The 14,208-nt window shown below is 70.3% G+C and carries 11 protein-coding genes; 7 read left to right on the forward strand and 4 right to left on the reverse strand.

What is annotated here, in order from left to right:
- The 5 genes from F8M74_RS09190 to F8M74_RS09210 all read left to right on the forward strand — a co-directional run.
- The coding region (locus F8M74_RS09190; protein WP_141616960.1) for an AAA domain-containing protein at window positions 1–1,384 on the forward strand (1,384 nt) is incomplete at its 5' end.
- Between the two features lie 213 nt (window positions 1,385–1,597).
- Window positions 1,598–1,777: a hypothetical protein gene (locus F8M74_RS09195; protein ID WP_225888111.1), complete on the forward strand. Its 180-nt coding sequence runs from the start codon at window positions 1,598–1,600 to the stop codon at window positions 1,775–1,777.
- Window positions 1,778–1,854: 77 nt separating this feature from the next.
- On the forward strand, window positions 1,855–2,709 hold the full coding sequence (locus tag F8M74_RS09200) for an alpha/beta fold hydrolase (RefSeq protein WP_141258726.1): 855 nt from the start codon (window positions 1,855–1,857) through the stop codon (window positions 2,707–2,709).
- A 230-nt stretch (window positions 2,710–2,939) separates the two neighbouring features.
- On the forward strand, window positions 2,940–5,936 hold the full coding sequence (locus tag F8M74_RS09205) for a choice-of-anchor D domain-containing protein (RefSeq protein WP_141258725.1): 2,997 nt from the start codon (window positions 2,940–2,942) through the stop codon (window positions 5,934–5,936).
- A gap of 80 nt (window positions 5,937–6,016) precedes the next feature.
- The gene (locus tag F8M74_RS09210) at window positions 6,017–7,222 is read left to right on the forward strand and encodes a serine/threonine-protein kinase (protein WP_141258724.1); all 1,206 of its coding nucleotides are present in this window, start codon (window positions 6,017–6,019) and stop codon (window positions 7,220–7,222) included.
- Between the two features lie 8 nt (window positions 7,223–7,230).
- On the opposite strand, the gene F8M74_RS09215 is transcribed toward F8M74_RS09210, so the two are convergent.
- The 4 genes from F8M74_RS09215 to ttcA form a co-directional block, all read right to left on the reverse strand.
- Window positions 7,231–7,593 (reverse strand): GFA family protein, encoded by a 363-nt coding sequence (locus F8M74_RS09215; protein ID WP_163884362.1) that lies wholly within the window; start codon window positions 7,591–7,593, stop codon window positions 7,231–7,233.
- 64 nt (window positions 7,594–7,657) lie between these two features.
- On the reverse strand, window positions 7,658–8,482 hold the full coding sequence (locus F8M74_RS09220; protein WP_141258722.1) for a phosphate/phosphite/phosphonate ABC transporter substrate-binding protein: 825 nt from the start codon (window positions 8,480–8,482) through the stop codon (window positions 7,658–7,660).
- Between the two features lie 12 nt (window positions 8,483–8,494).
- Window positions 8,495–9,319, reverse strand: a complete 825-nt coding sequence (locus F8M74_RS09225) for a TerB family tellurite resistance protein (protein ID WP_140794966.1) — start codon at window positions 9,317–9,319, stop codon at window positions 8,495–8,497.
- Window positions 9,298–10,152 carry a tRNA 2-thiocytidine(32) synthetase TtcA gene (gene ttcA / locus F8M74_RS09230; RefSeq protein WP_141258721.1) on the reverse strand — a complete coding sequence of 285 codons (855 nt, stop codon included), beginning with the start codon at window positions 10,150–10,152 and terminating at the stop codon, window positions 9,298–9,300. Before ttcA ends, F8M74_RS09225 begins: the two co-directional genes overlap by 22 nt.
- A 65-nt stretch (window positions 10,153–10,217) precedes the next feature.
- Between ttcA and F8M74_RS09235 the strand changes: the two genes are divergently transcribed.
- A complete protein-coding gene (locus F8M74_RS09235) occupies window positions 10,218–11,387 on the forward strand; it encodes a ribonuclease D (RefSeq protein WP_141258720.1) in 1,170 nt (389 codons plus the stop codon).
- Window positions 11,388–11,475: 88 nt separating this feature from the next.
- Window positions 11,476–14,208 (forward strand): M1 family metallopeptidase, encoded by a 2,733-nt coding sequence (locus F8M74_RS09240; RefSeq protein ID WP_228560663.1) that lies wholly within the window; start codon window positions 11,476–11,478, stop codon window positions 14,206–14,208.

The raw sequence follows: 14,208 nt of genomic DNA on the forward strand, positions 1-14,208 counted from the left end.
CCCCCTCAACCCCGAGCAGCAGGACGCCACCGCCCGCGCGCTCGCCGCCGAGGACTTCTTCCTGGTCCACGGCCCTCCGGGCACCGGCAAGTCCACCGTGCTGGCCGAGGTCGCCGCCCAAGCCGTGGCGGACGGCAAGCGGCTGTTGTGCACCGCCGCCAGCAACGCCGCCGTAGACCACCTGTTGGACCTGTGCCTGGACAAGGGCCTGCGCGCCATCCGCGTGGGCCACCCCGCCCGCGTGGCCGCCCGGCTCCAGGAGCACACCCTGGACATCGTCGTGGAGTCCCACCCGGACCGCGCCGTCTCCCGCGACCTCTTCGACGAGGCCTTCTCCCTGCTGGGCTACGCGCGCCGCCAGCGAAACCAGGGCCGCAGCCGCGAGCGCTTCGCCAACGCCCGCGCGTCCACCAGTGAGGCCAAGGGCATGCTCGACGAGGCCCGCGCCCTGGAGCGAAAGGCCGTGAAGTCCGTGCTCGCCAACGCGGATGTCATCTGCGTGACGCTCTCCAGCCTCGACTCCGGCGTGCTCTCTGGACAGCAGTTCGACCTGGCGCTGCTCGATGAAGCCACACAGGCCACCGAGCCCCTGGCGCTGCTGGGCTTCCTGCGCGCGCCCCGCGTCATCCTCGCCGGCGACCCGCAGCAGCTACCGCCCACCGTCCTCTCCCAGGAGGCCGCGAAGGCCGGCCTGGGCGTGAGCCTCTTCGAGCGATTGCTCAAGGACCACGGCGAGGGCGTCAAACGCATGCTGCGCGAGCAGTACCGGATGAACGTGCGCATCATGGACTTCCCCTCACGGGAGATGTACGGCGGCGAGCTTCGCGCCCACCCATCCATCGCGGACCGCACGCTGGACGCCGTCCTCACGCCTGGCGCGGACGTGGATGCGCCCCCCGTGCTCTACCTGGACACCGCGGGCAAGGGCTTCGACGAAGAAGTCGAGCCCACCACGCGAAGCCTCTTCAACCCCGGCGAGGCTGGTCTGGTGGAAGCCCGCGTGCGCGCCCTGCTCGCCGCCGGACTGGCGCCCCGCGAGCTGGCGGTAATTACGCCCTACAGCGCCCAGGCCCATCAGCTCCGCGAGCGCATCGAGGCGCTCAGCCCCGAGGTGGAGGTCGACACCGTCGACGCGTTCCAGGGCCGGGAGAAGGACGCCATCATCGTCTCCCTCACCCGCTCCAACAGCGAGGGGCAGCTCGGCTTCCTCACGGACCTGCGCCGCATGAACGTGGCCCTCACCCGCGCCCGCCGTCACCTCTTCGTCGTGGGCGACTCCGCCACGCTCAGCGGGCACCCCTTCTATGCCCGCTTCGTCGAGGGTACCCAGGCCAACGGCGGCTACCGCTCCGCCTGGGAATGGCCCGACGCCCAGGACACCTGACACCTCGGGTTGTAACAGGGTAAAGGCAGACCCGCCCTGGGGCACTACGCAATCTATGCGAGGCTTTCCGGCCAAAATTGTCGCAACTGTGCACAATTTTTGTCACCCCGCTCCAGAGGCGGAGCGGTGCAGTGCCGGAAATTCGGGCCTTTGAGGCCACTCTCCTGTGCGGCATGAAACATGCTCTTCCCCGCGGCGGGGAGGAACCGCCACATGTCCCAGCAGGCGAATGTTACGAAGGAAAACGATGTCTGGGTTCTCCGTATCGAGAAGGACAACGGCAAGCAGCAGGAGTACCGCTGCGCCACCGAGAATCAGGCGCGCCAGCTCGCGATGATTCTCTCCCGGCCCGACACGGGTGGGCCGCCGCGGCAACCCGCCGGGCCCCGCTGAACGCGCGCCGCGTCCAGGCTTGGATGACGGTTCTCCCGGGCGAATGAACCGGGTAAGGCACGGGGCAGGAGGCTCCCGTGTCCGACGCGCTCGAATCCCTCACTGTTGATGCCGAAGGCCTGGCGCTGCATGTCCGGCAGCGCCCCGCGCCCGACGCGCCCGCCGTGCTGTTCCTGCACGGCTGGCTGGACCATTCCCACAGCTTCGATGCCCTCATCCCGCACCTGCCCCCGACGTGGAGGCTGGTGCTGCTCGACTTTCGGGGCATGGGCCGCAGCGCCCACGTGGGTCCCGGCGCCACCTACCAGTTCAGCGACTACGCGCTCGACGTGGAGGCCACGTTGGACGGGCTGGGCCTGGACGCGGTGCACCTGGTGGGGCACTCGCTGGGCGGCATCGTCTCACAGGCCTACGCGGCCGCCCGCCCGGGCCGCGTGAAGAGCGTGACGCTCATCGAAAGCCTGGGCCCCGCTGGCGGACCCGCGGAAGGGGCCCTGGGCCGGCTGCGCAGCGCACTGGATGACGCGCGCCGCCCGCCCAACCGCAAGCGCTACCCCACCGTGGAGGCCGCCGCGGCACGGCTGCTGGAGAACAGCCCCACGCTGACGCAGGACGCGGCGCTGTACCTCGCCCAGCACGGGACGGAGCCCTACGAGGGTGGCTTCGCCTTCACCTTCGACCCGCGCCACCGCCGCCGCTTCGGCATGGGTTACGACGAGGCCCAGTGGATGGCGCTCCAGGCCGGCGTCACCTGCCCGCTGCAGCTCATCCTCGCCACCGGCGGGCTGCGCCACGATGAAGCCATCATGCGCAACCGTACGCAGGCGCTCCAAACCCTCGCCCATCCACCGCTGCACCTCCCCGGCGGGCACCACGTCCACATGGAGCAGCCCGAAATGGTCGCGGAGGCGCTCATTCGCCTCGTCCCTTGATGCTCACCTACACTTCCTCACCGACGGGAGGACGGGAAAGTCTTTCACCCTCCAGAGTATCGCCCTTCCTCTTTGCCAACCTGATGACACCCACATCACGCCAACCTCCTGAAATCAGGGAGACGCCCCCTTGCTCTCTGGGTTGGTACGCAAATTGATTGAGGAGCAAGTGGCGGATCACTCGCCGGGCTCGGGCCGGTGGGTGTGGGGAGAAGGGTGGGGAGCCAGAAATGAGGATGGGGCTGACAGGGCGTGGACTCACACTGGCGTTGCTCGTAACCGTCGGGACGGCGTGCCACGAGGGGAAGGACACCCGCGCGGTGCAGGCCACCGCGGTGGTGGACTCGGACCTCCTCGACTTTGGCGATGTGCCCGTGGGCGAGTGGCGGGAGCGGAAGGTCCGCATCCGCAACGTCGGGTACGTGCCCTTCTCCACCCTGGACGCGCTGGGTCTGGCCGACAACCCCTCCTATGAAGTGGAGCTGGGCGAAGGCGCCGAGCGGGTACTGCCGGGCGAGTCCCGTGTGGTGCACGTCCGCTTCCACCCGCTCACCGAAGGCCTGGCGACGGAGACGGTGCACGTCAAGACGGACGCCAACCAGGGCGCGGAAGCCCAGGTGCAGGTGATGGGCGTGGGCACGCCCACCCCAATCGGCGTGGAGCCGCCCTTCCTGGACTACGAGACACTCGAGGTCGACAGCGAACGCACGCTGGAAGTCACGGTGACGAATCCCGTGGACCTGCCGCTGACGCTGTCGGTGGTGGGCACGCACACGGACCCCTTCACCCCGGACACCATCACCATTCCCCCGCTGTCGTCGCGCATGGTGAGCACCAGGTACCTGCCCCGCGCGCTGGGAAACATGGGCGCGCGCCTGGAGATTCTCTCCTGTGAAGGCTGCACGCCGGCCACCGTGGAACTGAAGGGCAACTCGGTGGCCTCCGCCTTCGTGTTCGACCCGGCGCCCATCCCCTTCGATTTGATTCCGGTGCATGAGCGCACGCAGTCGTACACACGCGCGCGCAACATCACCTGGCGCCCCGTCACCATCGAGCGGCTGGTGACCAGCGACCATGCCTTCGTGCCGCTTTCCCGGCCGGAGGGCTCCTCGGTCGGCCCGGGCGAAGTCGTCGAGATGCAGATGGAGTTCGCGGCGCGCTTCTCCGGGCCCAACGTGGGCGACCTCACGGTGCACTACACGTCCGACAAGGCGCGCAATTCGCAGGTGATTCTGGACGCGCGCGGCGGCCGGCCCACGCTGGCGGTGACGCCGGTGTCGCTGGACTTCGGCGAGGTGCCGGTGGGCGGCAAGGTGGAGCGCGCCATCCGCATCTCCAACGCGGGCACCAACGGCCCCCTCCAGTTCATCGGCGTGGCGGCGGGCGGCGACAGTCCGCAGTTCAGCGTGAACGTGCCCACGCGCGGCACCGAGGCCTATCCGTGGAGCGGCGGCGTCTGGCCCGTGCTGGAGGCGACGCCCGGGCTGCCCATTGCCCCCGGCGCCGATGCGCTGGAGCTGAAGGTCTACTTCGAGCCCACCGCGGCGGGCACATGGACGGCCTCGCTGCGCGTGCGCTCGGATGACCTGTTCAACCCGGAGCGCGAAATCATCCTCACCGGCCGCTCGCGCGCCACCGCGCCGTGCGTGTACGAGTTGACGCCGCAGCCGGTGATGGACTTCGGCAACGTGACGCCGGACCGGGGCGCGGTGCAGGGCTTCCACTTCCGCAACCCGGGCAGCGCCGAGTGCGCCGTGAAGAACATCCACATCAGCAACGACGGCGGCGGCGTCTTCTTCATGCCGGGCGGCCGGCTCACGGGCGGCGTGGTGCCGTACGACTCGGGCTTCAGCGCCATGGTGGCCTTCCGGCCGCAGGCGGAGGGTGACTTCACCGGCGAGTTGCAGTTGACGGTGAGCAACCCGGCCGCGCCCATCGTGCGCCTGCCCCTCAAGGGCGTGTCCCGGCAGAGCTGCCTGGTGGCGACGCCGTCCTTCGTGGACTTCGGCCCCATCCGCTACGACTGCGCCGCGGCGCCCCGGAAGACGTACGTGGCCAACCGGTGCAGCAGCCCCGTCACCGTGACGGGCGCGGACATCGGCAACGGCACCAGCCACCAGTTCTCGCTGGTGATGCCCATGACGGCGCCCGTCACGCTGGCGCCGGGCGCGGGCTTCGAGCTGGAGGTCGGCTACGCGCGCAACGTGCACGGCCAGCACTTCAGCCCGCTGTACCTGCGCACGCCCAATGAGCCTTCACCCTTGCTCGTGCCGCTGCTGGCGGAGACGAACCACGAAGGCATCCAGGTGGACCGCTACACGCAGGGCGCCGACAGCCAACTGGACGTCCTCTTCGTGGTGTCCAACACCACCACCATGCAGCAGTACCAGGACCGGCTGAAGGAGGCGATTCCGCAGTGGCTGCAGGCGGCCCAGACGAACGGCGTGGACGTGCGCGTGGCCGTCACCAGCACGGGCCTGGTGGCCCGGGGCCCGCAGTGCAGCGGCGGCGCCAACGGCGGCGAGGCCGGGCGCCTCTTCCCGGTGGACGGCAGCCGGCCTCGCGTGGTGTCCGGCTCCAGCGCCACCGCGGCCGCGAACATACAGGCCAACCTGGGCGTGGGCATGTGCCACAACCTGGTGCAGGGCCTGGAGACGATGCGCCAGGCACTCTCCGCGCCCCTGTCCGAGCAGATGGATGACCCGCGCACCCCGCAACCCAATGACGGCAACTCCGGCTTCGTCCGCGCGGCGGCCCGCATGGCGGTGGTGGTCCTGGCCGACGAGGACGACAACTCCGGCTTCGGTCCGGAGAGCTACATCCAGTTCCTCCGGACGATGAAGGGGACGGGCATGTCCCACCGCAGCCGGCTCTATGGGCTGGTGCCCACCGACGCCGGCTGCGCGACCGCGGGCAGTGGCTCGGCCCGCTTCACCGCCGTGGCCAACGGCACGGGGGGACAGGTGGCCAACGTCTGCGGACAGAACTACGACGGGCTGCTGGAGCAGGTCATCCAGGGCGCCGGGGAGCCGCAGGCGGACTTCCCGCTCACCGCGACGCCCACGGGCCTGGGGGAGATGGCCGTGCGCGTCCAGGGCCAGCCGGTGCCCGCGACGCAGTGGGTCTACGACGCGGAGCAAAACGCCATCGTCTTCCAGCCCGGGGCCATCCCCCTGGCCGGCCAGTCGGTGGAGGTCCGTTACCGCAGCCTCTGCGCGGTCCCGTAGGCCCGGCAGGGAGGTCCGGGTCACCCCGGCCAAGACAGGGAAGTCGCGGTGTTACAGGAAATGATGCACCGTGGACTTCCGTGTTCCCACCCGGCGCGGCTATCGTGGCGGACGTCGTGGAAACATTCGGCCGCTACGAGCTGCTTCGGAAACTCGCCATCGGCGGCATGGGCGCCGTCTACCTCGCCCGGCAGAAGGGGCCGGTGGGGTTCCAGAAGCTGCTGGTGGTGAAGCGGCTCCTGCCCCACCTGTCCGAGGACGACGAGTTCATCGACATGTTCCTGGATGAGGGGCGCATCGCCGCGCACCTCAACCACCCCAACATCGCGCAGATCTACGACTTGGGAGACGTGGACGGGCAGTACTACATCGCCATGGAGTACGTGCATGGCGAGGCCGTGGGCCCCCTGGGCGCCCGGGCCCAGCAGCACGGCATCACCATCCCGCTGGGGCTCAAGTGCCGCATCATCGCGGACGCGGCCGCCGGCCTGGACGCGGCCCACAACGCGCGCAGCCCTTCGGGCCGGAAGCTGGCGTTGATCCACCGGGATGTGTCCCCGCAGAACGTGCTGGTGGGCTTCAACGGTGGCGTGAAGCTCATCGACTTCGGCGTGGCGAAGGCGTCCGGGAAGCTGTCCCAGACGATTGTCGGCACCATCAAGGGCAAGCACGCATACATGTCCCCGGAGCAGGCCCGGGGTGAGCCGCTGGACTCGCGCTCGGACGTGTTCGGCCTGGGGACGGTGTTCTACGAGCTGCTGACGCAGCAGCGCCTCTTCAAGCGCGAGACGGAGCTGGCCACGCTCAAGGCGGTGGTGGGAACGAAGATTGTCCCTCCGTCGGAGGTGGTGCCGGAGATTCCCAAGGCGCTGGACGCCATCGTCTTCAAGGCGCTGGCACGCAAGCGCGACGAACGATTCTCCACGGCCGGTGAGCTGCAGCTCGCGCTGGAGGAGTTCCTCCTCACGGAGAAGCTGCACGCGACGACGGCGCACCTGGCGGCTTTCATGCGGGACATGTACGCGGAGGAGCTGGAAGAGGACCGCTTCGCCACCGAGCCCACCGTCATCAACTTCGACCCGCGTCAGGCGGCCAGGGCCCAGGCCCCCCGACCTCCGGCTCGCGCCAGCGGTGGGTCCTCCCCCGCTACGTCGCCCGTACCCGCCGGCCAGGCGCGGCCCGCCGCCACTGCCCGTCCGCCGGCCGCCGCGCCGGGTGCGAAACCCGCCCCGGCGAAGCGGCCTCCACCGAAGGGCCCCGGCGGACAGGGCGACGGCGGCAAGTAGCCCCAGGACTAGAAGTTCTTCCCGTCCACCTTCATCACCGGCAGGCCGTCCAGTTCGATGCCGTCCAGGCAGCGGACGTTGATGGCGCGCATCTCCTTGCCGTCCGGCATCGTGCCCTTCCCGAACGAGCGGACCCCGCAGGTGTCACAGAACAGGTGGTGAATGGCCTTCTTGCCGAACTGGTAGTCGGTGATGTGCTCGGCCCCCTTCTGGAGGTTGAACTGCTCCGCGGGGGCGAAGCCCAGCAACATGCCCGTCTTGAGACAGATGGAACAGTTGCAGGACACCAGCGGCTGGCTCAGGTCCAGGCTCACGTCGTAACGGACCAGACCACAGTGGCAACCACCCTCGTAGCGCTTGGATTCGGACATGCGCGCATCCTGCCCCAACGCGCACGGGAAGAGCGGCACGAAACGATGACGCCTGGCGGTGCGGCTACAGGCTGGCCAGCGCGACGCGGTACAGCGCGCGGTAGCCCATGCGCGGCGCGGATTCGAAGCGCTCCGCGTTGAAGATGTCCTTCAGCAGCGCCTGCCCATCCGGCGACGACTGGAGGCTCAGCAGCGTGGACTCCAGCGAGCTCACCAGCTGTGGCTGCAGCCCCATGGCCACCGGGACACCGTCGTTGGGGGCCTCGTCGGTGTACGCAATCAGCTCGAAGCGCCGACCGGCGCCCGCGCCCAGCACGTCCTCCACGCCGGTGGCGAACGTCAGCCCCGTGGACGCCGGCGGGCAGAAGACGCTGGTGACGTCCGCCTTGCCGTCCAGCACCGCCTCCAGCGCGCCCTGGTACGAGCCCGCGAAGTGCTGCGCGAAGAAGGCCCGCGTCGGCTCCAGGCCCTGCGTCTTGAGGTAGGCGGTGGGCAGCAGGTAGCCCGCCACCGAATCCCGGTCCACCCATGTGGCGGTGGTGCCCTTCAGCCGCTCCACCGTCAGCCCCGCGCCCGCCCGGCACACCAGGGCGGACCGGTAGGACGACATGCCCCGGCGCACGCCCCGCACCACCACGCGCACGCCCATGGCTTCCATGCGCGCGCAGACGAAGGGCGGGGCCCAGGCCGCATCCGCGCGGCCGGAGAGCAAGTCCTTGGCGAGCGTCTCGTAGCTGGACGCGACGCTCACCTCCACCAGCTTGCCCAGCGCGCGCTGGAGGAACGAGGCAAGTCGGTCTGCGCGCTCTCGCGCCGTTTCGCTGCCCAGCGAAGGGGGCAACCCGAACCGGAAGGAATGCCGGGGCGTCGAGGGGGATTGCAGGGTCATACGCCCCCCTAACTACCCCTCCCTGCCCAGGCGCGCCACTTCATCGTCGGCCAGGCCGAACGTGGCCTGGAGCATATCCAGGATTCGCTGCTCCGGATGGCTCGGGGCGCCCCCCGCGTGGGCAATCTTGATGGCCAGCCGGAAGGCCTTCACCCGCTGGGCGTGCGTCGTCAGGCCGTGAGCCAGCACATGGAGTCGCTGGGGCAGGCCCTCGGCGGCCAGGGCCGACACGGACTCGCTGACGAAGCTCTGGGCTCGCTCGGGGCTGACGTTCTCGAAGAGGGGGTCGGCCGCGAAGCTCTCCACCAGCGCCCGGGCCTCGGCCTCCTGGAGCTTCCCGTCCGCGGCGCTCACCAGCACCATGACCTCCGCGAACAGGCGCTCCAGCGGCTCGCCCAGCGCCTCCGCCAGGCTGCCGCCGTTCTCGATGACGTCGATGATTTGCGCCACCTCGTCCTCGGAGATGCCCAGCGCGGCCTGGAACGTCTTGAGCAGGCCCAGCTCGTCCCGCGTGGCGCGCTGGTCCGCCAGGGCCACCGCCGCCGCCAGCCCGAAGGCCAGCATCCGGTTCTTGTGGTCCGGCAGCCGGCGCCGCAGCGACGCGAGCACGTCCTCCAGATTCTTCGCCTCCGACAACCGCTCGGCACTGGTCTCCACCAGGGCGTTGAGCTCGTCCGGGCGGGTGCCCTCGAACTCCGGGCGCTCCAGCACGCGGCTGAGGAGCGTCTGCATCTCCCGCTGCGAGACGCGTCCGTCGGCCATCGCGGCCAGCAGCATCGCCTCCACCAGTGCGCCGTTGCGGTCGTTCCGCGCCTTCACTGCCTGCTCTCGAGCCATGGGCTGGCGCTCCCTTGCGTGTCCTTCGGTTCGGTCGTCGTGGCCCCTTCCTCGCTGGCGTGCAGCGGGTCGGGGTTGAGCGTCTTGTCCAGCAGGTGACTCGGCCGCACGTTCGCCATGGCGTTGAGGACGCTCTGGCGGACGTTGGGAATCTCCTTGCCCAGCTCCTCCATCAGCCGCTGCATCCGCTTGCGCTGGAGGTTCTCCTGCGTGCCGCACAAGTCGCACGGGATGATGGGGAAGCCCATCAACTCCGCGAACTTCGCGATGTCCTTCTCCGGCGCGTAGCACAGCGGGCGGATGACCACGTTGCGCCCGTCATCGCTGCGCAAGAGCGGCGGCATCGCCTTGATGGAGCCGGCGAAGAAGAGGTTGAGCAGCAGCGTGTGGATGAGGTCGTCGCGGTGGTGCCCCAGGGCAATCTTGGTGCACCCCAGCTCCACGGCCGCCGTGTAGAGGATGCCGCGCCGCATGCGCGAGCACACCGAGCACTGCGTCTTTCCCGGGGGCGTCTTCTCCAGGACGATGCTGTAGGTGTCCTCCTTCAGCAGCTTGTACGGGTAGCCCTCCCGCTGGAAGTACGCCTCCAGCTTGTCCGCTGGGAAGCCGGGGTGGCCCTGGTCCAGGTTCACCGCCAGCAACTCGAACTTCACGGGTGCGCGACGCTGGAGCTCCCGCAGGAGGTGCAGCATCGTGTAGGAGTCCTTGCCTCCGGACACGCCCACCATGATGCGGTCCCCGTCCTCAATGAGGCGGTGGTCCGCGATGGCTCGGCCCACGTGGCCAAGCAGACTCTTTTCCAGGCGCTGGACGTCGTTCATCGGCGCGGCCATCCTAGCGGCGGCCCGGGAAAAAACACCTCAATCCCAAGGCCCGGTCCGCTAGCCTGCCCCCCGCAATGCCGACCTACCCGCAAGGTGCCGTTGACGTAGTAGATGCCTCTGGAGAAGAGAGCGCGACCCGCACGCTGGAAGCCGCGCGCGAAATCGCCGTGGACCTGGAGGCGGACTCGATGCACGCCTTCCGCGCCCGGCTGTGCTTCCTCCAGCTCGCCACCGACGACCAGGTCTTCCTGTTGGACACGCTCCAGCCGGGCGTGGTGCCGGGCATGCTCGCCCCGCTGATGGCCGACCCGGCGCGCACCAAGTTCTTCCACGCCGCCCAGGGCGACCTCCAGTTCCTCGCCGAGGTGGGCGTCCGGGTCCGGGGCCTCTTCGACACCCACCGGGCGGCCACCCTGCTGGGGTGGCCCAAGGTGGGCCTGGCCGACCTCGCCCGGGAACGGCTGGGCGTGGAGCTGCCGAAGGAGCACCAGCAGTCGGACTTCTCCATCCGCCCCCTGCCCCCGGGCATGAGGGAGTACATCGCCAATGACGTGCGCTACCTGTGCGAGCTGGGCCGCCAGGTGCGCGACGCCTGCCGCGAGGCCGACATCCTGGAGGAGGTTCTCCTGGACTGCGTCCGCCTGTGTGACGAGGCCGCGGCGCGCCCCGATGTGGGCGCGGACTTCAAGCCCAAGCTGCCCCGCGCCGGGCTGAATCCCACGCAGATGACGCTGGCCCACGCGATTGCCCACGCCCTGCACCGCAAGCGGCTGGAGTGGGCGGAGAAGGACAACGTCCCCATGGGGCGGATGCTCTCCAACATGGCGCTGGGTGACATCGCCGTGAAGCTGCCCACCAATCCCAAGGAGCTGGCGCGCATGGCTGGCGTGAGGGGTTCCTTCATCCGCTCACACGGGGAGGAGCTCCTGGCCGTGGTGCGCGAACTGCTGGAGAAGTCGCGCCGGGGCGAACTGGCGCCGGAGCGCGAGGCCAAGGGGCCCAAGGACGCCAACAAGCGCAAGCGCGAGGAGGCCCTCAAGGCCTTCCGCGTGGAGAAGGCCACCGAGCGCAAGGTGACGCCCAGCGTGGTGCTGACCAACCCGCTGATGGACGCGCTGGCCTCGCAGCCCCCGAAGGACGTGGAGGCGCTGGCGCAAGTGCCCTACCTCGGCGAGAAGCGGGTGCGGCTGTACGGCCCCGCGCTCGTGGAGCTGCTGGCCGCCTACCCCGTCCTCAACGCCTGAAGTGAAGGTGGGGCCGCGACCTGCTCGCGGCCCTGGCGCCAGTCATGGAGAATGTCCGCCCGCGCGCCCCTTCCCGCCGCGGATGGAGATGCTCCCGGTGCGGTGCCGACACTTCATCTATCCGCTGCTCGTCCTCTGCCTCGGCGCCTGTGCGGGCTCGCGGCCCCAGCCCGCCCCCACTCCGCCCGCTCCCGCTCGCCCTGTCACGCAGGCCGTGACACCCGAGGAGGAGGCCCCCGTCCTCACCCCGCCGGGCCTGCGGCTGTCTCCGGCCGTGCGACCCGTGCGGCAGACGGTGACGCTGGAGGTGGACCCGCGGCGGGAAATGTTCAGCGGGACGACGGACATCGAAATCGAGCTGCCTCAGGCCACGCACGAGGTGTGGCTGCACGGGAAGGAGCTCTCCGTGAAGGACGCGGCCTTCATCGTGGCGGGCGCGCGGGTCAAGACGTCCACGCTGCCCATCGGCGACATGCTCGTCTTCCTCCCGCGTGAGGCGGTGGGCCCCGGCACCGTCATCCTGCGCGTGGCGTACACGGGCCGGGCGCGTGCCCGGGAGAGCTCTGGCGTCTACCGCGAACAAGACGCGGGGCGCTGGTACACGATGACTCAGTTCCAGCCGCTGGCCGCGCGGCGCGCCTTCCCCTGCTTCGACGAGCCCGCCTTCAAGATTCCCTGGCGGCTCACCCTGCGCGTGCGCGAGGAGGACGGCGCCTTCGCCAATTCACCGGTGGAGGCCGAGACGCACGGCCCGGATGGATGGAAGACGGTGCGCTTCCAGACAACGCCCCCGCTGCCCTCGTACCTGGTCGCCTTCGCGGTGGGCCCCTTTCAAGCCGTGGACGTGGGCGTCGCGGGCCAACACCGGGTGCCGGTGCGGATGCTGGTGCCGCAGGGCCGCGCCGCGGAGACGGCCTGGGCCGCGCAGGCCACGCCCCCGCTGCTGGAGCAGTTGGAGACGTGGTTCGGCACGCCCTACCCCTACGCGAAGCTGGACGTGCTGGCCCTTCCCGGCACGCAGGGCGGCGCCATGGAGCACCCCGGCCTCATCACCTTCAGCGCCCCCCTCATGCTGGGCCCCGTGGAGGGGGACTCCCTGTGGCGCCAGCGCTACTTCGCGCTGACGCAGGCGCACGAACTGGCGCATCAGTGGTTCGGCAACCTCGTGACGCCTGCGTGGTGGGACGACCTCTGGCTCAACGAGTCCTTCGCGGACTGGCTCGCCTACAAAGTCGTGGCGCAGTGGAAGCCCGAATGGCGCGGTGACGTGCGCCGCGTGGAGGCGCGGGGTGATGCCCTGGTGGAGGACCGGCTCGTCAGCGCGCGCAGTGTCCGGCAGCCCATCGCTGCACCGGGAGACGTCCACTCCGCCTTCGACGGCATCACCTACAACAAGGGCGCCGCGGTGCTGGCCATGTTCGAGTCCTGGGTGGGCCCCGACGCCTTCCAGCAAGGCGTGCGGCACTACCTGGACACCCACGCGAGGGGCACCGCCACCACCGCGGACTTCTTCGAAGCCCTCACCCAAACCACCGGCAAGGACGTGGCGCCCGCCTTCTCCTCCTTCCTGGACCAGCCGGGCGCGCCGCGCGTCGCCATGACGCTGGAGTGCCCCAAGGAGGGGCCGCCCCGGCTGGCCCTGGAGCAGCGGCGCTATCTCCCTCTGGGCTCGCCGGGCGGACGCGGCGAGGAACAGGTGTGGCAGGTGCCGGTGTGCGTGCGCTACGCCGCCGGGGGCACGGAGGGCCGCGCCTGCACGGTGCTCTCGGAGTCCACGGGCACGCTGTCCCTGAATGGCGCGAAGGCCTGCCCGGACTGGGTCCACCCCAACGCGGAAGGCCGCGGCTACTACCACGCGCTGCTGCGCGGTGACGCGCTGGAGCGGCTGACGCGGCAGGGGGGCCGGGGGCTCAGCATCGCCGAGCGCCGCGTCCTGCTGGATGACGCCGAGGCCCTGGTGGCCAGTGGCGAGCTGGACGTGGCCCAGGCCCTGACACTGGCCACGCGCCTGCTGCGAGCGGACGACCCGGACCTCGTCATGGGCGCGGCGGCCCTGGTCGCCAGCGTGCGGGATGACTTCGTCCCGCGAGCCGCGTGGCCGAGCCGCGCGCGCTTCGTCCGTGGCCTCTTTGGCGGTCAGGCTCGCCAGTTGGGCTTCGTGCCGCGCCCGGGCGAAAGCGACGACGTGCGCATGCTGCGGCCCCGGCTGGTGTGGATGGTGGCCCAGTCCGGCGAGGACGCCCTCCTGCGAACGGAGGCCCGGAAGCTCGCGCTGCGCTGGCTGGACGACCGGAGCTCCCTGTCCATGGACGCGGCGCAAGGCGTGCTGGGCGCCGCCGCGGTGTCGGGGGATGCCGTCCTCCACCAGCGCATGCTCGAAGCCCTGAGCACCACCACGGAGAACCGCGAGCGCGACCTGCTCTTCAGCGCCCTGGGAGGCTTCCAGGATGCCGCGCTCGCCAGCGCCAGCCGGGCCCTGCTGCTGGCGCCGGACGTGGACACGCGCGAGGCCCTGCCCATCCTCTTCCGGCAGTTGGAGGAGCAGCCCACCCGCGCGGGTGCGTTCGACTTCCTGCGCGAGCACTTCGAGACGCTCCGGGAGCGGCTGCCGCGGGACATCGCGCCCTGGCTGCTGGGCACCGGCGGGTTCTTCTGCGACGCCGAACACCGCGCGCGGTTCGCGGCCTTCTTCGCGCCCTACGCGCCCACCTTCGAAGGGGGTGAGCGCGCCCTGGCGCAGGCGCTGGAGCGCGTGGACCTGTGCATCGCCCAGCGCGAAGCCCTGCGCCCCGGACTGGAACGCTTCCTGCGCCGCTACTGA

This window comes from Myxococcus sp. CA023 (assembly GCF_010998615.1).
Lineage (GTDB): Bacteria > Myxococcota > Myxococcia > Myxococcales > Myxococcaceae > Myxococcus.

Bases quoted from the DNA above. Each gene is read 5' to 3' on its own strand.
- F8M74_RS09195 (WP_225888111.1), top strand. From the start codon at position 1,598: ATGTCCCAGCAGGCGAATGTTACGAAGGAAAACGATGTCTGGGTTCTC.
- F8M74_RS09240 (WP_228560663.1), top strand. From the start codon at position 11,476: ATGCTCCCGGTGCGGTGCCGACACTTCATCTATCCGCTGCTCGTCCTC.
- F8M74_RS09205 (WP_141258725.1), top strand. From the start codon at position 2,940: ATGAGGATGGGGCTGACAGGGCGTGGACTCACACTGGCGTTGCTCGTA.
- ttcA (WP_141258721.1), bottom strand. From the start codon at position 10,152: ATGGCCGCGCCGATGAACGACGTCCAGCGCCTGGAAAAGAGTCTGCTT.
- F8M74_RS09235 (WP_141258720.1), top strand. From the start codon at position 10,218: ATGCCGACCTACCCGCAAGGTGCCGTTGACGTAGTAGATGCCTCTGGA.
- F8M74_RS09225 (WP_140794966.1), bottom strand. From the start codon at position 9,319: ATGGCTCGAGAGCAGGCAGTGAAGGCGCGGAACGACCGCAACGGCGCA.
- F8M74_RS09220 (WP_141258722.1), bottom strand. From the start codon at position 8,482: ATGACCCTGCAATCCCCCTCGACGCCCCGGCATTCCTTCCGGTTCGGG.
- F8M74_RS09215 (WP_163884362.1), bottom strand. From the start codon at position 7,593: ATGTCCGAATCCAAGCGCTACGAGGGTGGTTGCCACTGTGGTCTGGTC.